Genomic DNA, 19637 nt, shown 5'->3' with positions numbered 1-19637 from the left:
GTCCCGCCCCGCGCCCCCCCCCCCCCCCCCCCCCCCCCCCCCCCCCCCCCCCCCCGCGCCTGCGCCCTGCGACGATCGCGGGCGGGCGTCACGCCGCCTTGCTCGGCGGCGCGCCCTGGGTCAGGACGCGCCGCGCCGTCTCCACCGCCACCGCGGCGTCGCGGCAATAGGCGTCGGCGCCGATCGCCTCGGCGAAGCTCTCGTTCACCGGCGCGCCGCCGACGAGCACGATGACGTCGTTGCGGATGCCCTTGGCCTTCAGCGCCTCGATCACCGTCTTCATGTAGGGCATGGTCGTCGTCAGCAGCGCCGACATGCCCAGGATGTCGGGCCGGTGGTTCTCGATCGCGTCGAGGAAGGTCTCGACCGAGGTGTTGATGCCGAGGTCCACCACCTCGAGCCCCGCGCCTTCCATCATCATCGCGACCAGGTTCTTGCCGATGTCGTGGATGTCGCCCTTGACGGTGCCGATTACCATCTTGCCGAGCTTCGGTGCGCCGGTCTCCGCCAGCAGCGGGCGCAGGATCGCCATGCCGGCCTTCATCGCGTTGGCCGCCATCAGCACTTCGGGGACAAACAGGATCCCGTCCCGAAAGTCCTCGCCGACGATGCGCATGCCCTCGACCAGCGCCTTCGTCAGCACGTCGTAGGGCGCCCAGCCGCGGCCGAGCAGGATATGCACCGCCTCCTCGATCTCGGGCTTCAGCCCGTCATAGAGGTCCTGGTGCATCTGCGTGACGAGCTCGTCGTCGGGCAGCTCGGCAAGGATGATCTCGTCGGTCATCGCGTCCCCTCGGGGTGCCCGGCCGGGCCGGGCGGGCAAGGATGTAGGCAAGGCCGGCTGCGCTGTCAGCAGCAAACACCGCGCTTCCGGGTTGATTGGGTTTGCGGCATAACGCGCCCCGATGGAGCGGGGCGCACAGGGCGGCGAATCGGGCGGCGGCATCGAATGGCCGACGCTCGCGTTGCTGGCCGGGCTCTACGCGGCCTGGGCGTCGCTGGTCTGGTGGCATGACGCGATCCCGCTGCCGCTCTGGCTGGTGCTGGCGGCGCTGACCGGTGCGCTCTGGGGTTCGGCGCAGCATGAACTCATCCACGGCCACCCCACGCGCCGCCGGCGCCTGAACGCCGCCCTCGGCACGCCGCCGGTCTGGCTCTGGCTGCCCTTCGAGCGCTACCGGCGCAGCCATCTCGCGCATCATCGCGACGAGCGGCTGACCGATCCGCTGGACGACCCGGAGACGCGCTACTGGACGCCGGATGGCTGGCGGGAGCTCGGCCCGGCCGGGCGCGCCCTGGTGGCGGCGCAGGCGACGCTGGCCGGGCGGCTGCTGATCGGCCCCTTCTGGTCGGTCTGGCGCTTCTGGCTGGCGGAGGCGCGGCTGGTGCTTGCCGGCGACCGCGCGGCGCGGCGCATCTGGGCCCGGCATGCGGCCTGGGTCGCGCTGCTGCTGGGTCTCGCGATCGGCGTGGCGGGGGTGCCGGCCTGGCAGTATGGGCTCGGCTTCGCCTGGGGCGGCACGGCGACCGCGCTGATCCGGTCCTTCGCCGAGCACCGCGCCCATCCCGATCCCGCGCGGCGGACGGCGCTGGTGGAGAACAGCCGGTTTCTCGGCCCGGTCTTCCTGTTCAACAACCTCCACGCCGCGCATCACCGCTGGCCCAGGGTGCCCTGGTATCGCCTGCCCGCGGTGTACCGGCAGCACCGGGCGGCGCTGATCGCCGCGAATGGCGGGCTGGTCTATGACGGCTATGCCGAGGTCTTCCGGCGCTTCCTGCTGCGTCCGCATGACGAGCCCGTCCATCCGCTCGGCCGCGCGCCGCGCCGCGGCGAGCGTCAGGCCGGGATCGCGTAGCCCGCGGCGACGGCCTCCCGGTCCCAGGCCAGCGTCGTGGCGAAGCTCGCCTGGTCCACGGGCGCGAAGCCCGCGATCAGCAGCGCCTCGCCCAGCGCCGGGAACCAGGGGCGTGACGACGCGGCGGCGAAGGCGGCGCGCAGCCGCGCGACGGCATCCGCGAGAAGCTCCGGCGCCGCGACGAAGGCGGGCATGGGGGCGAGGTCGGTCGATTCCAGCACGCGGATGCCTGCGGTCAGCTCCGGTCGGTATTTCGAGATCAGCGCGTGCCAGAAGGCGTCGAGCGGCCCGATGTCGATGGAACCGTCCAGCACGGAATCGAGGATCCGCCGCGCGGTGACCAGCTCCCCCTTCGACTGGGCATAGAGTGGCTCGCCCCGCGCCCGCCAATGCGGCAGCAGGTGGTGGCGCAGCGCGTTGAAGCCGGAATGCGAATGGCCGACGGTCCAGCCCACGCGATGGCCGAAGCTGTCCTGCAGCGTGCGGAACGGGCTGTCCGCCCGCACGATGAGGTCGGAGCGATAGACCGCGCGCCCCTCGGCCCAGGGAAGCGCCGGGATGGGCGCGGCCAGCGGCACGACGTCCGCGATCCCGAGCGCGATGGGATAGCCGCACATCTGCACGCAGCCCAGGTCCGGCCGGCGCCACAGATCCTCCAGCGGCTTCGGCGCGGGATAGGGCACGTAGTCCAGCGCGACATCGGCCTCGTCCGCGACCTGAGCGATCAGCGACTGCCAGGCCGCCTCGGCCTCCGGTGCGACCGCGTACATCCGCGCATTGGCGATGAAGGCTTGTCTGGACATCCGATTCACGCCTCCGGTGCTCGTCGCCTGCGGCGCCTCCGCCCTCCGGCGATCGGATGTCACGCGAACCTCAGCCGCTGCCCGATCCCCATCTTCTCGCCCTTCTTCAGCATCGCGTGCCCCAGCGCGATGTCCGACAGCGACAGGCCGCGATGCCAGAACAGGATGGTCTCGTCGTCGCGTTCCCGGCCGGGCTTCAGCCCCGCCACGACCTGGCCGATCTCCGCGTGGTAGCGGCCGGGATGCAGCTTCCCCGCGTCGAAGAGCGGCTTGAGCGAGCCGAAGCGGCCCGCCCGCGCCTGGCCGAAATCGTCCATCAGGAACTTGTCCGCGATGTCGGCCAGGCTGAGTTCCACGGCGCTGATCGTGCCATAGGGCATCACCAGCGCGCCCTTCTTGATCCATTCGGTCTTCAGCAGCGGCTCGGGCTCGGTCAGGCGCGACGCCTCCACCACGATGTCGGCGCCGCGGATGCAGCTTTCCCAGTCGTCGGTGACGACGATCTTCTTCCCGAGGTCGCGTTCCAGCTTCGCGCCGAAGGCGTCGCGGCTTTCCTTGCGGCGGGAATGCACGCGGATCTCGTCGAAGTCGAACAGCTTGTCCATCAGCCGCACGTTCCAATAGGCCGTGCCGCGCGCGCCGACATGCCCCAGCACCTTCGCCCCCTTCGGCGCCAGGTATTTCGCGCCGATCGCGGTGACCGCGCCGGTCCGCATGTCGGTGATGGCGGAGGCATCGATGATCGCCTTCGGCACGCCCTTGAAGCGGTCGAACAGCAGCAGCAGCGCCAGCTCGCTCGGCAGCTTGTGCAGGTAGTTGTCGTAGAAATCGGAGACGACCTTCACGCCCGCGGAATCCACCTCGCCGCCGAGGCTGCCGCGCAGCACGTTGAAATGCCCGCGCGCTACGCCGGGTTCCAGGTGCATGCGCGGCTCGATCACCGCCTCGCCGCGGCCTTGCGTCGCGAGCTGCTCCTCGACGGCGGCCATGATCTCCTCGTCGGTGATCTTCAGCGCCTCGACGTCGAAGCGGTTGAGATAGGTGAAGTAGAGCGGCGGCATGTCGTCGTGTTCGTTCATGGGGTCACCTTCGTCTGTGCCGGCCGATTCAGACCTTCGCGCCTGCGGCGCTGCGGTCATCGGACGGCCTACCTCAAGGGAAGCCGGCGGAACACGCCCGGCCGTTCGGGGTCGCGGAACTTGTCGTAGGGGCCGTTGTCCACGAACAGCCGGTGGCAATGCGCGAGCTTCTCGCGCGACAGCGTGACGCCGAGGCCCGGCCCCTGCGGCACCGGCACGACGTTGTCGCGCGGCCTGAACGGGCCTTCCTCGATCACGTCGAGCGGCTGCATGCGGAACAGCGACTGGCTGGGTTCGCGGATATGCGGGAGCGCGGCGGCGAGGTGCAGATAGGCCGCGCTCGCAACGCCGGAATCGCCAGAGTAGCACCAGAAATCGATGTTCATCGCCTCGCAGGCGCCGATGCAGCGCAGCGTGCGGCCGATGCCGCCATGGACGTTGACGTCGGTGCAGAAGGCGTCGGGCACGCCGAGCGCCACCGCGCGCCTGATGTCGGGCGTGTGGACGGAGAAGGGGATCGCCGTGTGGCGGCGCAACTGCGCCATCTCCTCGAAGCTCGCGACCGGATCCTCCCAGGCGCGGATGTCCAGCGGCTCGATCGCGCGCGCGATGCGCCTGGCCTCGGTCAGCGAATAGGCCTTGTTGCTGTCCACGCGCAGGATCGCGGAGGGCCCGAGCGCGTCGCGCAGCAGTTCCAGCACGCGGATGGACGGCGCGGGATCGGTGGTGGAGAGCTTGCCCTCGAACATCGTGGTGCCGTGCGTCTCGTGCAGTCCGACGCAGTAGTCCCGCACTTCCTCGGGCGTCGTCTCGCCGCCCTCGCGGAAGGCGAAGTAGTCGGTGAAGGGGATCGCCGTGCGGTGCGCGCCGCCGAACAGCTTGTGCAGCGGCTGGCCCCAGGCCTTGCCCCTGATGTCCCACAGCGCCATCTCGATGGCGCCGAAGGCGCGGATGCTCGCGAGGTCCACGTCGATGGTGCCGACGCCGCGCCAGCTCGGCAGGCAGAGCTCCTCGGCGCCCTGGATGTCGAAGGGATCGCGCCCGACCAGGCGCGGCGCGAAGACCTTCTCGATGGTCGCGACATTGGCGGGCGAGGGGCCTTCGCCGAGGCCGACGATCCCCTGATCCGTCTCGACCTCCACGATGGTCTTGGAGAATCCGGCGAGCGCGCCGTAGCTCCAGAGATAGGGCAGCTCGAGCGGGATGTTGACGGGCGTCGCCCGGATCGCGGTGATCTTCATGCCATCGCCTCGATGCGCGCGAGGAGGTCGGGCGGCACGGCGATGCCCTCCGTTGCCGCGGCCGCGCGCGCAGCGAGCCGCCGGTCGCCGGGAAGTCGCACGCCGGCTTCGTCGGTGATGCCGTCGGCCAGCGCGGCGAGCCTCTCGGAAAAACCCGGCGCGAAGGCCGCGGGATCGCAGGCCAGGACGAACTGGCCTACGCCGGGCGGCGGCCCTTCCGCGACGGCATAGGGCTGGACGTCGCGCGACAGCGCCGCGCCGGTCAGCACGGCGGCGAAGATCTCGACGAGCAGCGCGACATTCGCACCCTTGGTGCCGCCGAAGGGCAGCATCGCGCCTGACATCGCGGCCTTGGCGTCGGTGGTCGGCTGGCCTTCGGCGTCGAGCGCCCAGCCCTCCGGGATCGGCTCGCCGGACGCCGCGCGCGCGGCGAGCGCGACCTTCGTCACCACGGTCGTCGCCATGTCCACCACCAGCGGCGCCGGCGCGCGCGGCACGGCGAAGGCGATGGGGTTGGTGCCGAACTGCTTCCGCTGCCCGCCCCAGGCCGCCATGTTCGGCGGCGAGTTGGTCATGGCGAGCGCCACCAGGCCCTGGCCTGCGATGTCCTCCACGGGATGCCCGAGCACGCCGATGGAATAACTGCGCGCGATCGCCATCGCCGCGACGCCGTTGGTGCGCGCGGCCTCCACCAGCTCGGGCAAGCCGGCGTCGAAGGCGGGATGCGCGAAGCCATGCGCGGCATCCACCTGCACCACGCCTGGGCGCGGCCGTTCGACGGTGGGCCGTGCATCGCCGCGCACCTTGCCGCTGCGCAGATGCGCGAGATAGGTCGGCAGGTAGCCGAGGCCGACGGGGCCGAGGCCGTCCTCCTCCGCGCGGCGGATGGATCGCGCGACGGGCGTGGCCTGGTGCGGCGCGGCGCCGGCGCGGGCCAGTGCGCTGAGCGCGAGCGCCTCGATCGCCGCGGGCGTCACGACGGCATCTCCAGCGCGAAGGGGAAGTGGCAGCGCGCGACGCGGCCGGGCTCGACCTCGGCGAGCGCCGGCGCCTCCGCCGCGCAGCGCGGCTGCGCGATCGGGCAGCGCGTGTGGAAGCGGCAGCCGCCCGGCGGGTTCAGCATGCTCGGGATCTCGCCCTGGATCAGGATGCGCCCGCGCCGGCGCGCGGCATGGACGCTCGGGTTCGTCGACAGCAGCGCGGCGGTGTAGGGATGCGCGGGGCGGCGGAACAGCGCTGCGGTCGGCGCTTCCTCCACGACCTGGCCGAGATACATCACGGCCGTGCGGTCGGTGATGCGGCGGATGACGTTCAGGTTGTGGCTGACGACGAGGTAGGTGAGCCCGAACTCACGCTGCAGGTCCAGCAGCAGGTTCAGCAGGTCCCCCTGCACCGAGACGTCGAGCCCCGCCGTCGGCTCATCCGCCACGATGAGTTCGGGCTGCATGACCAACGCGCGCGCCACGCCGACGCGGCGCGCCTGGCCGCCCGAGACCTGGTGCGGATACTTGCCACGGACATCCTCTGGCAGGCCGAGCCGCTGCAGGATCGCGGTCAGCCGCGCGCGGCCCTCATCCAGTGGCAGGCCGTGGATGCGCAGCGGCTCCTCCAGCGCGGCGCCGAGCGTCATGCGCGGGCTGAGCGACGCCACGGCGTCCTGCAGCAGCATCTGCACGCGGCGGCGGAAAGCCCGCGCGTTGCGTCCGACCTGAGCCGCGACGTCCTGCCCGTCGAACACCACGCGGCCCGACGCGACCGGCGCCAGGCCGAGCAGCGCGCGGCACAGCGTCGTCTTGCCCGACCCGGACTCGCCGACGAGGCCGGTGATCGCGCCGCGCGGCAGCGCCAGCGTGACGTCATCCATCGCGCGCACCCGGCCATAGGCGACGCTGGCCTGCTCGAACTGGACCAGCGCGTCGGTCACGGCAGCGTCTCCGCGAAGTGGCAGGCGGAGCGCCGTTCCGGCGCGATCTCCCGCGCCGCCGGCGTTTCCGTCCGGCACCGCTCCTGCGCGAAGCCGCAGCGCGGCGCGAAGACGCAGCCCGGCGGCGGGCTCACGGGATCCGGCACCTCGCCGGGAATGGAGACAAGGCGGCCTTCGTCGCCGTCCTCGATCTCGCAGGCCAGCAGCGCGCGGGTATAGGGATGGCGCGGATCGTCCAGCACGGTGGCGACGGGGCCCGTCTCCACGACGGTACCGCCATACATCACGCAGAGATCGTCGCAGAGCTGCGCGACAAGCCCGAGATGGTGCGAGATGAAGACGATGCTGCCCGCGACCTCGCTCCGCAGCGCCTCGAGCAACGCGACGATCTGCGCCTCCACCGTCGCGTCCAGTGCGGTGGTGGGCTCGTCGGCCAGCAGCAGCTCGGGCCCGGCCAGCAGCGCCATCGCGATCATCACGCGCTGGCGCATGCCGCCCGAAAGCTGGTGCGGATAGGCGGCCAGCCGCTCGCGCGGATCCGGGATGGCGACACGCGCCAGCATCGCCTCGGCGCGCGCCAGCGCTTCGCGCCGCGGCAAGTCCGGCGCGCGGCGGCGGATCACGTCCACCAGATGCGTCCCGATGGTGAAGAGCGGGTTCAGCGCCGTCATCGGGTCCTGGAAGATCATCGCGATCCGCGTGCCGCGCAGGTCGTTCATCGCGGCGTTGGACAGGCCGAGCAGTTCCGTCCCCGCGAAGTCCACGCGCCCGTCGAGGCGCGTCACGTTCGCCGGCAGCAGCCGCAGCAGGCAGGACGCCAGCGACGACTTGCCCGATCCCGATTCCCCCACGATCCCCAGGATGCGCCCGCGCCCGATGTCGAGGTCCACCCCCGACAGGATGCGCGCCGTCCCGCGCGCGGTCGCGGCTTCCAGCGTCAGGCCGCGGATCGAGACCAGGGGCGCCGGCACCGATCAGCGCTCCTGCCGGATGCGCGGATCGACAGCGTCGCGCAGCGCCTCGCCGAACAGGGTGAAGCCGAGCGTCGCCAGCGCCAGCGCGGCGGAGGACACGACGACGGGGATCGCGCTGTCCGACAGGAACTGGTAGCCGTCCTGGATCAGCACGCCCCAGCTCGCCAGCGGCGGCCGCACGCCGAGGCCGAGGAAGGACAGCCCCGCCTCGATCGCGATCACGACGGGGATGTCCATCGACGCCAGCACGATCAGCGGGCCCATGATGTTGGGCAGGATGTGGTGCCACACGATGCGCGGGAAGCCCGCGCCCAGGATCCGCTCGGCCTCCAGGAAGGGGGCCGATTTCAGCGCCAGCACCTGCGCCCGCGCGACGCGGCCGAAATGCGGCGTCAGCGTGATGCCGACGATGATCACGACCATCAGCGTCGATGGCCCGAACACCGCGACGATCGCCAGCGCCAGCACCAGCGAGGGGAAGGAGGAGATGACGTCGAAAACGATCAGCACCAGCCGCTCGCCCCGCGCGGGCAGCCAGGCCGCGAGGATGCCGAGCGGCGTGCCGACGGCCAGCGCCAGCGCGATGGCACTCAGCGCGACGGCCATCGCCACCGTCGCACCATGCACCAGGCGGGAATAGAGATCCCGACCCAGGTGGTCCGTGCCAAGCCAGTGTTCCGCCGACGGCCCCGCGAAGCGATTCATCACATCGAGCTTGTCGGGGTCATGCGTCGCGACCCAGGGCGCGAAGATCGCGGCGATCATCACCAGCAGCACGATCGCCGCGCCGAAGCCGCCGGGCAGCGTGCCGCAGACCCGCTGCAGCACCTGGCCGATGGAACGCAGCGTCCTCACCGCGTCGCGTCGCGCCGCATGCGCGGGTCGATGGCGGAATAGGAGAGGTCGACCAGCAGGTTCACCACGACGAACAGGACGACGACGACCAGCACCGAGCCCTGGACCACGGGGAAGTTGCGGATCGAGATCGCGTCGTAGATCAGCCGCCCGAGCCCCGGCCGCGCGAAGACGATCTCCACCAACACCGCCCCGCCCAGCAGCCGCCCGACGCCGAGGCCGAGCAGCGCGATGGTCGGGATGCAGGCGTTCTTCAGCGCGTATTTGTAGGTAACCAGCCGCTCGCTGACGCCATAGGCGCGCAGCGTCCTGATGTGCGGCTCTCCCATCACCTCGAGCATCGAGCTCCGTACCAGCCGCGCGATGAAGCCGACCCACCCGAGCGACAGCGCGACCGTCGGTAGGATCAGCCGCTTCGCCTGGTCCCAGAGGTCGTCCGTGTTCCCCGCGCCCAGCACCGGCAGCCAGTCCAGCCAGATCGAGAAGACCAGCAGCAGCATGATGGCGACGACGAAGCTCGGCACCGCGATGAAGGAGACGGAGACGAAGGCGAGCACGTTGTCTGCCAGGCTGCCGCGATGCGTCGCCGCGAAGACGCCGAGCGGCACGCCGAGCAGCACCGCCAGCCCGATCGCCGCGAAGGTCAGGATGAAGGTGTAGGGGATGACGGCCAGCACCATCCCCGCCACCGGCCGCCCCGACAGCACGTCCACGCCGAGATTGCCGGTCAGCACGTTGCGGAAGAACAGCCAGAAGCGCTCCGGCAGCGGCCGGTCCAGCCCCATCTCGCTGATGAACTGCCGCGCGAATTCCGGCGTCGCCTGCGGCCCCAGCAGCGTTGCCGCGGGATCGCCGGGGACCAGCGCCGACAGCGCGAAGAGCAGCAGCATCGCCCCCAGCACGATCAGCACCGAGGTGACGAGACGGCTCGCGAGGTAGCGGGCCGTCCCGCGCTGCATCCTTCAGGCCGCCGTGAAGCTGTCGTACTGCCAGTCCAGCCAGCCCGGCACGGAAGCCGGGCGCAGCCAGGACCGGTGCGCGACGAAGGAGACGTTGTTGGTCAGCCAGACGAAGGCGGCCGAGCGGTCCATGATCTGCTGCGCCTCGATCACCATCGCGCGCCGGCGCGCGGGATCGAGTTCCGCCGCGGCCTGCTCGTAGAGCCGGTCGAATTCCGGGCTGGCGAAGCGCTGCCAGTTCCAGGTTCCGATCTGGCTGGTGACGAACCACTGCATCAGGAAGTTCGGGTCGAGCTTCCCGTTGAAGACGGTCATGTACATCTCGATGTCGCGGCCGGCATCGCCGCGGCCGGCCGACCAGAAGCCGCCGCCGTCGCGCGCATCGACCTCCACCGTCACGCCGATCTCCTGCAGCAGCGCGCGGGCCACCAGCGCCATGTTCTGGAAGGCCGGCTGGTTCAGCACCAGCAGCTTCACGCGGGGATTGCGCACGCCGGCCTCCGCCAACAGGCGCCGCGCCTCCGCGACGTTGCGGCGATAGGCCGGCGCCTCCGGCCAGTTGCCGAGGATCGGCGCGGGGATCAGCGCGTTCAGCCGCGGCGCCTTGCCGTTGTAGCCCGCGACCAGCATCTGATCGACGTCAAGGCCGAGCCGGATCGCCTGGCGCACGCGCAGGTCGTTCAGCGGCGCCTTCTCCATGTTCATGCCGAGCCAGATGTATTGCAGGCCCGGCTGCTCGGTGACCGTCAGGCCCTGCACGTTGCGCAGCGGCTCGGCATTGGTCGGCGGCAGGATGGCGAAGTCCAGCTCGCCCGCGCGCAGCGCGAGTTCGGTCGCGCGGTGGTCCGGGATGAAGCGCACCGCGACTTCCTGGAAGGCGGGCTTGGCGCCGGCGTAGTTCGGATTCACCCGCAGCGTCGCGCCGCGCTGGCGTTCGAGCGACGCCACGGTGTAGGGGCCGGAGCCCACGGGCCTGGTGTTGTGCTCGACGCCGCGCTGTTCGATCGCGCGCTTGCTGACGATGCAGCCCGAGACGTCGCCGATCGCGATCGCCATCAGCCCGGCATTGGGGCGCGACAGCACGATGCGGCCGGTGTACTGGCCCGTCACCTCCACGCGCTGCAGCCCCGCCCAGTCGCCGCGATAGGGCGAGGGACGCGCGCCGGCGGCGGGTTCCAGCCCGATGCGCTCGAAGGAGAACTTCACGTCCTCCGCCGTCATCTCGCCGAAGCCGTCGGTGAACATCTGGCCGGGCTTCAGGCGGAAATCGATCATCGTGGGCGAGGTCTGCGTCAGCTCGGCGGCCGCATCCAGCTCGAGGTCGCCGGAATTGGCCTTGTGCCTGGCGAGCCGCTGATAGACGACGCGGATGATGTTGCCGTCATGCGGGCCGGTGCGGAAGCCGGGATCGATGACCTCGGGGTCGCGCTCCACGCGCACGGCGATGTTGGTCCGCGGGCCGGATTGTGCCTCGGCGCGGAAGCCGGGCATGACGCCGGCGAAGCCGAGTCCGGCGGTGCCGGCCAGCAAGTGGCGGCGGCGGATGGCGATGCTCATGTCCTGGTCTCCCGCGTTTGTCCCTGTGGACGTATCGAAACCCAGGCCCGCGGCCCGGGCAAGCGTGAACTCAGCCGAAGCCGTCCAGCACCGCCGCGACGTTTTCCACATCCGGGCCCGGTTCGCGGTCCTCGGCCAGCGGCGGCACGGCGGCGCGGATCGCGGCGTGCAGCGGCGCGGTGCCGGCGCCGAGCGGCGCGATCCCCCGCAGATCCACCGCCTGCGCCGCCACCAGCGCCTCCAGCGCGATGAGGTAGCGCCAGGGCGGCAACTGCCGGTCGAGGCGCCGCACCGCGTGCTGCGACAGCGGCGCGACATCCTCCACCGTGTCGGACACCGCGAGCGCGTCAAGGCCGGAGGGCATGGATTGCGCGCGGATTTCCGCCAGCAGGTCGCCCGCCGTCTTCTGCAGCGACACATAGCCCGCCGATCCGCCACCCACGGGCGAGAGATAGGCCGGCAGGCCGGAGAAGCGCGCGGTCAGCAGCTTCGCCGCGCGCAGCGCCGCGCTGTCCGCGGCATGCGCGGTCGCCGACGCCACCATGTCCAGCGCCAGTGTCAGCGAGGGGTTGTGGAAGTTGGGGGAGGAGAGGATCGCGTCGTCGTCGAGCAGCACCAGCGGCGTGGTGGTGGTGCCGTTGATCTCCGCCTCCACGATGGCGGCGGCGGACTCGAGCGCCCATCGCGCGGCGCCGATCACCGGTGCGGCCAGGCGGAAGCACAGCGCGTCCTGGATGTTGCGCGCGACGCCGGCGCCGAGCAGCGCGCTGCCCGCGAGCATGCCGCGCAGCGCCGCCGCGGCCTCGGCCTGGCCGGGCGCGGGCCTGGCGGCGGCGAGCCGCGGGTCGAGGATGGCGGGATTGGCCGCATAGCCTTCGTAAGCCAGCGCGGCGGTCCGCAGTTCCACCGAAAGGAGCCGCCGCGCCGCGTCCAGCGCCAGTGCGGCCGAGGCGCTGGTCACGCAGGCATGGCCGACCAGCGCGAGCCCGTCCTTCAGCCCGGGCACCAGCGGCTCGAGCCCGGCTTCCTGCAGCGCCTGGCCGCCCGGCATCCGGCGGCCGCCGAACCAGGCCTCGCCCCGGCCGATCATGACGGAGGCGAGATGGCCGAGCTGCCCGATATCGCTCGCGCCGATCGAGCCGAATTGCGGCAGCACCGGCACGACGTCGCGCGCGACCATGTCGGCCAGCAGCCGCGTCGCCGCGGCCGAGACGCCGGTGCGCCCGAGCACGAGTTCCGCGAGCCGGCAGAGCATCGCGGCGCGGCAGGTCCCGATGGGCAGGGCAGGGCCCATGCCGATGGTGCGGCCGCGGATGATCTGGGTCTGGAAGGCCGCGACCTGCTCGCGCGGGATGCGGGTGCCGAGATTGCCGCCGAGGCCGGTGTTGAGGCCATAGACCGGCGTGTCGCGCGCGGCGTGGTCGGCGACGATGCGCTCGCTGGTGGCGATGCGGTCCCAGGCCTGGTCGGCGATCGCGAAGGCCAGTTCGCCGCGCGCGGCGCGGGCGACGTCGTCGATGGTCAGCCGATCCTGGCCGAGGCGCAGCGTCACGCGCCGATCTCCTCCCGCCGCTTCGCGACGTAGTCGTCCAGCGCTTCCCTGATCGCGGGATCGAGCGGCGGGGCCTCGTAGGAAGCGAGCGTCTTCGTCCAGATATCCGCCGCGCGTTGCGTCGCGTCCTTCGCCCCGGCGTCGCGCCAGTTCTCGAAATTCGACCAGTCCGACAGCAGCGGGCGCCAGAACGCGGTCTCGTAGCGCGCCATGGTGTGCGGGCTGCCGAAGAAGTGGCCGCCCGGCGGCGTTTCCAGGATGGCGTCCACCGCGAGGTCGTCGTCGGTGAAGGCGACGGGCTTCAGCATCGCGGCCCAGGCGCGCAGCATCTCGGCGTCGATCACCACCTTCTCGAAGCTGGCGGCGAGCCCGCCTTCCAGCCAGCCCGCGGCGTGGTTGATGAGGTGGGAATGGCTCATCACGCTCGCCCAGAGCGAGAAGCCCGTCTCGTACGCCGCCTGCGCATCCGCCGCCGGCGAGGCGCAGACCGCCGACGACCGGTACGGGATGCGAAGCGCTCGCGCGATCTGCGCGCCGCCGAGCGTGGCGTGCACGTATTCCGGCGTGCCGAAGGCCGGCGAGCCCGTGCGCATGTCCACGTTGGAGGTGAAGCCGCCCAGCACGCAGGGGCAGCCCGGGCGGATCATCTGCACCAGCGCGATGATGCCCATCGCCTCCGCGGTCTGTTGCGCCAGCGCGCCGGGCAGGGTGACCGGCGCCATCGCGCCCATCAGGGTGAAGGGCGTGATGACGATGGCCTGGCCGTGCTCGGCCAGCAGCATGATGTTGTCCAGGATCTCCTCGTCCACCCGCCGCGGCGAGTTGACGTTGGTCACCGTCATCAGCGTCGGGCGATCGGCGAGGCCTTCAGGGGTCGTGCCGTGCTCGATCGCGGACATCGCCAGCGCGTCCGCGGCCTGCACGCCGCCGACGCCGCGCGCGGCCCAGACGATGTCGCTGCATTCGATGTGGGCGCGATACATCTCGAGATGGCGCAGCGGGACGGGCACGTCGGTCGGCTCCGTCACCACGCCGCCCTGCCAGTGCAGCACGCCGAGCGCCTGCGTGACCTTGAGGATGGACCGGAAGTCGTCCAGCGTGCCGTAGCGCCGGCCGCCCGCGAGGTCCGTGACATGCGGCGTGCCGTTGACCGGCCCGAAATTCACGACGCGCCCGCCGACATGCAGGTGCCGCGCGGGGTTGCGCGCGTGCAGGACGAATGTATCGGGCGCCTTGGCACAGAGTTCGCGCGCCAGCGCGCGGTCCAGCCGCACCATCTGCGTCGCGTCGTCCACCATCGCGCCGTGCTTGCGGTAGATGTCGCGCGCGCGGGCGGAGCGGATCTCAAGCCCGCCTTCCTCCAGGATGCGCGCCGCGGCGTCCAGCACGCGCTGAAGCTGCTCCGCATCGAACAGCTCGACCGGCGCCCAGGGCACCTCGAGCCGGGGCAGTGGCGCGGTGCTGGCCGCGGCGCGGTTGCGCGAGGGGCGTTCGCGCCGGCGAGGATTATCGCTCATGCGCTTCTCCTGCGGCTGGCCCGGCGTTCGCCGCCGGCGGAAGGCGGCGGCTGCACCAGCGGGCCGAGCGCCGCGACGATGGCCGCGATCTCCGGCCGCGGGCCTTTCGCGTGCGCATCCATCGCGCGGCGCATCGCGGCGAGATGCTCGGGCGTGGTCCCGCAGCAGCCGCCGACGATCCGCGCGCCGGCATCCAGCGCGAGATGGGCGTAGATCTCCATCAGCTCCGGCGTGCCGGAATAGATGACCTGGTCGCCCTGCACGATGGGGATCCCGGCATTCGCCTTGGCGATGACGGGCACCGCGGCGTCCCCCATGCCGAGGACCGAGACCAGCAGGTCGGCCGCCCCCACGCCGCAATTCGCGCCGATCGCGAGCGGCGCCGTCGGCAGCGTCGCGGCGAAACTCGCGAAGGCGTCGGGCAGCATCCCCATCATGGTGCGGCCCGCGGTGTCGAAGCTCGCGGTCAGCGTCCAGGGCAGGCCGGCTTGTGCGGCAGCGGTGGCGGCGGCGCGCATCTCCTCCGGCGCGGACATCGTCTCGATCCAGGCGAGGTCGGCGCCGCCTTCGCGCAGGCCGGCGATCTGCTCCGCGAAGACCTCCGCCGCCTCGGCCTCGGTTAGCGGCCCCAGCGGGGCGAGCAGGTCACCGGTCGGTCCGATCGATCCCGCGACGACGACCGGACGTCCCGCCGCATCCGCGACCTCGCGCGCGATCGCCGCCGCGCGGCGGTTCAACTCGCGCGCGCGGTGCTGCAGCCCGTGCAGCATCAGCCGCCGCGCGTTGCCGCCGAAGCTGTTGGTCAGGATGATGTCGGCGCCGGCGTCGACGAAGGCGCGGTGCAGCGCGGCGATGCGGTCGGGGTGGCTGTCCAGCCACAGCTCCGGCGCCTCGCCATTCGCCAGCCCCATGTCGAACAGGTTCGTCCCCGTCGCGCCATCGGCGAGCAGGAAGGGCGCTTCAGCCAGGCGTCGCGCGAGCATGCCTGGCCCCCCTGCGCCCGTCGCGCGTCACCATGCGCGCGAGCCGCGCCGGCAATGCGGTGACCAGCGCCCGCTGCTCATCCTCCGTCATCATCGTCCAGGCGCCGATCTCCTCACCCGTGCGGCCGCAGCCGATGCACCAGCCCGTGACGGGATCCAGCACGCAGACCTTGTTGCAGGGGCTGTCGATCATGCGCGCAGCCGCAGCCCCTCGGGGTCGTGCAGCGGCTTCGAGGCGATCACGGCGCGGCATTCCTCGCCCAGGATGTCGATGCGGAATTCGCCGCCATCCTCCGCCAGGTTACGCGGGACATAGCCGCAGGCCAGGCTCTTGCCGACCCAGTGGCCCCAGCCGCCCGAGGTCACGTGCCCCACGGGCTTGCCGTCCTTCAGCACGACCTCGTAGCCCACGACATCGGCATGCGGGGCGTCCACGACGAAGGTCACGAACTTTCGGGCCGCACCCTTCTCGCGCTCCGCCACCGCCGCGGCGCGGCCGACGAAATCCACGTTCTTGCCGAAATCCACGAAGGCATCGAGGCCGGTCTCGCCCGGCGTGTAGTCCGGCCGGAAATCCTTGTTGAAGCTGCCGTAGTTCTTCTCGAGCCGCAGCGAGGAGATCGCGCGCCCGCCATACAAGGTCAGGCCGTGCTTCTCGCCGGCCGCCATCAGGTCCTCGAAGAGCTGGAGCTGGTAGTCCGGCGTCACCCAGATCTCGTAGCCGAGCTCCCCGGTGAAGCCGCAGCGCTGGACCAGCGCGGGCGACATCCCGACCGCCATTTCCTTCACCGCGAAGAGGCGGAAGGCCTCGTTGGACACGTCGGCATCGGCCAGCTTCGCCAGCACGTCGCGCGCGCGCGGGCCGGACAGCGCGAAGCCCGCCAGCGTCGAGCAGACGCTGCGGACCTGCACGTCGTCGGGCGGCGCCTGCAGCCAGAACCAGCGCATGTGGAAGGCCTCGGCGAAGCCCGACCCGACGATGAGGTAGCGGTCCTCGGCAATGCAGGCGATGGACAGGTCTCCCATGATGCGGCCGGCTGGATTCAGCATCGGCGCGATCGCCATGCGGCCGGGGCGGGGGATGCGACAGGCGAAGACGCGATCCAGCCAGCGCCGGGCGCCGCGGCCGGTCACCTCGTATTTCCCGTAGTTCGACGTCTCATACAGGCCGACGCCGGTGCGCACGGCATGGCATTCCGCGCGCACATGGGGGAAGGCGTTGGACCGGCGATAGGTCGGTTCCTCCACGGGCTCGACGCCTTCCGGGGCGAACCACAGCGCGTTCTCCAGCCCGAAATTCGCGCCGAACACCGCGCCGCGCTGCTTCAGGCGGTCGTAGACCGGCGTGCGGCGGAAGGGCCGCGCGGCGGGCAGTTCCTCGTTCGGATAGGCGAGCCGGAAGCGGCGGCGATAGTTCTCCTCGGTCTTGATGCGGGTGTAGCGCGGCGTCGCGAAGATCCCGAAGCGCGCGGCGTCCATCGCCAGCACGTCCTGGCCGGGGTCGCCGCGATCCATCCAGCGCGACAGCACCAGGCCGATGCCGCCGCCCTGGCTGAAGCCGGCCATCACGCCGCAGGCCAGCCAGTAGCCCGGCAGGCTCTTCACCGGCCCGACCAGCGGGTTGCCGTCGGGCGCGAAGGTGAAGGGGCCGTTGATGACCTTCTTCAGCCCGACCTTGGCCAGCGCCGGGAAGTGCCGGAAGCCGCGTTCCAGCTCCGGCGAGATGCGCTCGAGGTCGTTCGGCAGGAGCTGGCTGTGGAAGTCGTCGGGCGTGCCGTGCTCGGCCCAGGCGACGGCGGCCTGTTCGTAGGTGCCGAGCAGCGCGCCCTGGCCTTCCTGGCGCAGGTAGATCTCGCCGGTGAAGTCGCTGGTGTTGATGATCTCGCGGTCGCGGCCCGCGAGTTCCGGCAGCGCGTCGGTGACGATGTAGTGGTGCTCATAGGCCAGCAGCGGGATGGTCAGCCCCACCATCCTGCCGACCTCGCGCGCCCAGAGTCCGCCGGCGTTCACCACATGCTCCGCGACGATCGTGCCCTTGTCCGTCACGACCTCCCACCCGCCCTCGGCGCGCGGCGTCAGGGCCGTGACCTTGGTGTGGCGCTGCACCTCCGCGCCCAGCGCGCGGGCCGCGGCGACATAGGCCTGCGTCGTCAGCCAGGGGTCGACATGGCCGCCATCCTCGCGCCACAGCGCGCCCCGAAAAAACTCCTCGGCGATGAGCGGGTTGTTCTTCTTGGCCTCGGCGATCGAGATCAGCTCGGTCTGCATGCCGAGGTAGCGCGCCCGGCTGTGGATGAGCTTGAGGAAATCCATCTGCCCGTCGCTGGCCGCGAGGTAGAAGCCGCCATTGTGATGGATGCCGCAGGACTGGCCGGTCGCGGCCTCCAGTTCGCGATACAGGTCGAAGGTGTATTTCTGCAGCCGCGATACGTTCGCGTCGGAATTGAGCGTCGTCACGCCGCCCGCCGCGTGCCAGGTGGAGCCCGAGGTCAGCTCGTTCTTGTCGAGCAGCAGCAGGTCGCGCCAGCCGATCTTCGCCAGGTGATACAGCACGGAGCAGCCGACGACGCCGCCCCCGATGATGACGGCGCGGGCATGGGTTCGCATGGTCATGGGCTCTCGGGGGCCGTGGCGGCCGTCAGCAGGAAATGCTCGAAGCTGTGGGCGAAGGTGGCGGGCACGAGGATGTCGAAGGTCGTTGCACCCGCACGATAGAGGATCGCGGCGACCTGCGCGATGGGCGTGCGCGCGACCGATCCCGCGGGGAAGGCGCTCTCATGCAGGTCGATCCGGCAGCCGCGCGCCAGGACATCGGCGGAAGCGGGGCCGTCCAGGCGGAAGATCGCGAAGCCGCCGGACTGGTCCACCACCGCGGCGCGTTCCGCCGGCAGGTCCGGCCGCGCGCCGACCACCATCGCGACGCCCGGCGCGAAGCAGAGCGCGAGGCCCTCGCCGAATGGCGTCGCGCGGCCGGGCGCCAGGCCGAGATCCACGCCCCGCCGCGCCGAGACCTGGTGCAGCGGCGCGGCGACGCGCGAGACCTCAACCGCGGACACGGGCATTCTCCGGATCGACGCGATGCGGGCTGCCGATGGCGACGCGCACGGACTCGCCATGGACGGGGCTGTCGGCGGTCAGCACCTCGCCATGCCGCGCCGCGCCGCCGGCGAGCAGCGCCAGGCCGATCCAGCCATCCTCCTCGGCCGCCATGCAGGCCGCCGTGACGTAGCCCTGGCTCGGCCCGGCGCCGTCCTGGCGCAGATGCGCGCCACCGCGCAGGCGCTGCGCGACATCGACGGGCCTGATGCCGACGAGTTGCAGGCGCTGCGGGTCATTCAGCCCCGGCCGCTCGCCCAGCACGCGCCCCACGAAGTCGCCCTTCTTCTTCAGCATCTTCCCGAGGCCGAGATCCGCCGGCGTGGTCTGCCCGTTGATCTCGCCGCCGGTGACATGCCCCTTCTCGATCCGCAGCACGTTCAGCGCATCGAGCGCGTAAGCGCGGATGCCGTGCGGCGCGCCGGCGGCGAGGATCGCTTCCCATACCGCCGCCGCGTGGGTGGCCGGCACCGCGACCTCGTAGGCCAGCTCGCCGGAGAAGGAGATGCGGAACAGCCGCCCCGGCACTCCGGCGATCGTCGCCTCGCCCGCCGCCATGAAGGGGAAGGCGTCGTTCGAGAGATCGCGGTCCACGATCCCGCGCAGCACGTCGCGCGCGCGCGGACCGGCCACCGCGAACTGCGCCCAATGGTCGGCGACGTCGGTCAGCGTGACGTCCAGCTCCGGCCACACGGTCTCCAGGTGCCATTCCATATGCGCCAGCGCGTCGTCGGCTTTTTGGGTCGTCGTCGTCACCAGGAAATGGTCCGGCCCGAGCCGGCTGGTCGTGCCGTCGTCGAACAGCATCCCGTCCTCGCGCAGCATCAACCCGTAGCGCGCGCGCCCGACCGGCAGGGTGGAGAAGGTGTTGGCGTAGATCCGGTCGAGGAAGGTCGCGGCGTCCGGCCCCTGCACGTCGACCTTGCCGAGCGACGACACGTCGCAGAGCCCGACCGCGCGGCGGACGTTGCGCGCTTCCTCCAGCACCGGCCCCCACGACGTGTCGCCGGTCGGCGAATAGACCAGCGGCCGCATCCACAGCCCGATGCGCACGAAGACCGCGCCATGCGCTGCGTGCCAGTCGTGCAGCGGCAGCCGGCGTTCCGGCTTGAAGTGCCGTCCGACATCCGCGCCGGCCAGCGCGCCCCAGCCGGCGGGCCGCACGAAGGGCCGCGGCCGCGGCCGGCCGACCGGGTCGCTCGGCACCCCCCCCCCCCCCCGCCGCACCCCCCCCCGCCGGC

General features: G+C 71.6%; 18 protein-coding genes. 1 reads left to right on the top strand and 17 read right to left on the bottom strand.

Features of this window, described 5'->3' with window-relative positions; genetic code table 11:
- Window positions 1-88: 88 nt before the first annotated feature.
- Window positions 89-784, bottom strand: a complete 696-nt coding sequence (locus tag AC1MIR_RS26690; RefSeq protein ID WP_480031209.1) for a corrinoid protein — start codon at window positions 782-784, stop codon at window positions 89-91.
- A gap of 121 nt (window positions 785-905) precedes the next feature.
- On the opposite strand from AC1MIR_RS26690, the gene AC1MIR_RS26685 reads away from it, so the two are divergent.
- Window positions 906-1856 carry a fatty acid desaturase gene (locus tag AC1MIR_RS26685; protein WP_480031208.1) on the top strand — a complete coding sequence of 317 codons (951 nt, stop codon included), beginning with the start codon at window positions 906-908 and terminating at the stop codon, window positions 1854-1856.
- On the opposite strand, the gene AC1MIR_RS26680 is transcribed toward AC1MIR_RS26685, so the two are convergent.
- The 16 genes from AC1MIR_RS26680 to AC1MIR_RS26605 all read right to left on the bottom strand — a co-directional run.
- On the bottom strand, window positions 1838-2659 hold the full coding sequence (locus tag AC1MIR_RS26680) for a phosphate/phosphite/phosphonate ABC transporter substrate-binding protein (RefSeq protein ID WP_480031207.1): 822 nt from the start codon (window positions 2657-2659) through the stop codon (window positions 1838-1840). The two genes, AC1MIR_RS26685 and AC1MIR_RS26680, sit on opposite strands and share 19 nt — an antisense overlap.
- A gap of 59 nt (window positions 2660-2718) precedes the next feature.
- Window positions 2719-3738 (bottom strand): ornithine cyclodeaminase family protein, encoded by a 1020-nt coding sequence (locus AC1MIR_RS26675; RefSeq protein ID WP_480031206.1) that lies wholly within the window; start codon window positions 3736-3738, stop codon window positions 2719-2721.
- A gap of 68 nt (window positions 3739-3806) precedes the next feature.
- Complete coding sequence (locus AC1MIR_RS26670) at window positions 3807-4979, bottom strand: mandelate racemase/muconate lactonizing enzyme family protein (RefSeq protein WP_480031205.1); 1173 nt, start codon at window positions 4977-4979, stop codon at window positions 3807-3809.
- Window positions 4976-5956, bottom strand: a complete 981-nt coding sequence (locus AC1MIR_RS26665) for an Ldh family oxidoreductase (protein ID WP_480031204.1) — start codon at window positions 5954-5956, stop codon at window positions 4976-4978. The genes AC1MIR_RS26670 and AC1MIR_RS26665 overlap by 4 nt, the downstream gene beginning before the upstream one ends.
- Window positions 5953-6903: an oligopeptide/dipeptide ABC transporter ATP-binding protein gene (locus tag AC1MIR_RS26660; RefSeq protein ID WP_480031203.1), complete on the bottom strand. Its 951-nt coding sequence runs from the start codon at window positions 6901-6903 to the stop codon at window positions 5953-5955. The genes AC1MIR_RS26665 and AC1MIR_RS26660 overlap by 4 nt, the downstream gene beginning before the upstream one ends.
- A complete protein-coding gene (locus AC1MIR_RS26655) occupies window positions 6900-7874 on the bottom strand; it encodes an ABC transporter ATP-binding protein (protein ID WP_480031202.1) in 975 nt (324 codons plus the stop codon). Before AC1MIR_RS26655 ends, AC1MIR_RS26660 begins: the two co-directional genes overlap by 4 nt.
- A 3-nt stretch (window positions 7875-7877) precedes the next feature.
- Window positions 7878-8732, bottom strand: coding sequence for an ABC transporter permease (locus AC1MIR_RS26650; RefSeq protein ID WP_480031201.1), 855 nt, complete (start codon window positions 8730-8732; stop codon window positions 7878-7880).
- A complete protein-coding gene (locus AC1MIR_RS26645) occupies window positions 8729-9691 on the bottom strand; it encodes an ABC transporter permease (RefSeq protein WP_480031200.1) in 963 nt (320 codons plus the stop codon). Before AC1MIR_RS26645 ends, AC1MIR_RS26650 begins: the two co-directional genes overlap by 4 nt.
- Window positions 9692-9694: 3 nt before the next feature.
- Window positions 9695-11248 (bottom strand): ABC transporter substrate-binding protein, encoded by a 1554-nt coding sequence (locus AC1MIR_RS26640; protein WP_480031199.1) that lies wholly within the window; start codon window positions 11246-11248, stop codon window positions 9695-9697.
- A gap of 70 nt (window positions 11249-11318) precedes the next feature.
- Window positions 11319-12800, bottom strand: a complete 1482-nt coding sequence (locus tag AC1MIR_RS26635) for an HAL/PAL/TAL family ammonia-lyase (RefSeq protein ID WP_480031198.1) — start codon at window positions 12798-12800, stop codon at window positions 11319-11321.
- The gene (locus AC1MIR_RS26630; RefSeq protein ID WP_480031197.1) at window positions 12797-14317 is read right to left on the bottom strand and encodes a trimethylamine methyltransferase family protein; all 1521 of its coding nucleotides are present in this window, start codon (window positions 14315-14317) and stop codon (window positions 12797-12799) included. The genes AC1MIR_RS26635 and AC1MIR_RS26630 overlap by 4 nt, the downstream gene beginning before the upstream one ends.
- Window positions 14314-15300: a betaine--homocysteine S-methyltransferase gene (gene bmt / locus AC1MIR_RS26625; protein ID WP_480031196.1), complete on the bottom strand. Its 987-nt coding sequence runs from the start codon at window positions 15298-15300 to the stop codon at window positions 14314-14316. Before bmt ends, AC1MIR_RS26630 begins: the two co-directional genes overlap by 4 nt.
- The gene (locus AC1MIR_RS26620) at window positions 15278-15493 is read right to left on the bottom strand and encodes a DUF1289 domain-containing protein (RefSeq protein WP_480031195.1); all 216 of its coding nucleotides are present in this window, start codon (window positions 15491-15493) and stop codon (window positions 15278-15280) included. The genes bmt and AC1MIR_RS26620 overlap by 23 nt, the downstream gene beginning before the upstream one ends.
- On the bottom strand, window positions 15490-17907 hold the full coding sequence (locus tag AC1MIR_RS26615) for a GcvT family protein (RefSeq protein WP_480031194.1): 2418 nt from the start codon (window positions 17905-17907) through the stop codon (window positions 15490-15492). Before AC1MIR_RS26615 ends, AC1MIR_RS26620 begins: the two co-directional genes overlap by 4 nt.
- A gap of 2 nt (window positions 17908-17909) precedes the next feature.
- Window positions 17910-18356, bottom strand: coding sequence for a sarcosine oxidase subunit gamma (locus AC1MIR_RS26610; protein WP_480031193.1), 447 nt, complete (start codon window positions 18354-18356; stop codon window positions 17910-17912).
- The coding region (locus tag AC1MIR_RS26605; protein ID WP_480031192.1) for an aminomethyl transferase family protein at window positions 18343-19637 on the bottom strand (1295 nt) is incomplete at its 5' end. The genes AC1MIR_RS26610 and AC1MIR_RS26605, both read right to left, overlap by 14 nt.

The organism is Falsiroseomonas sp. RANM36 (assembly GCF_056682175.1).
The sequence above is the reverse complement of the archived record's forward strand: the minus strand, read 5'-3'. Positions and strand labels throughout refer to the sequence as shown.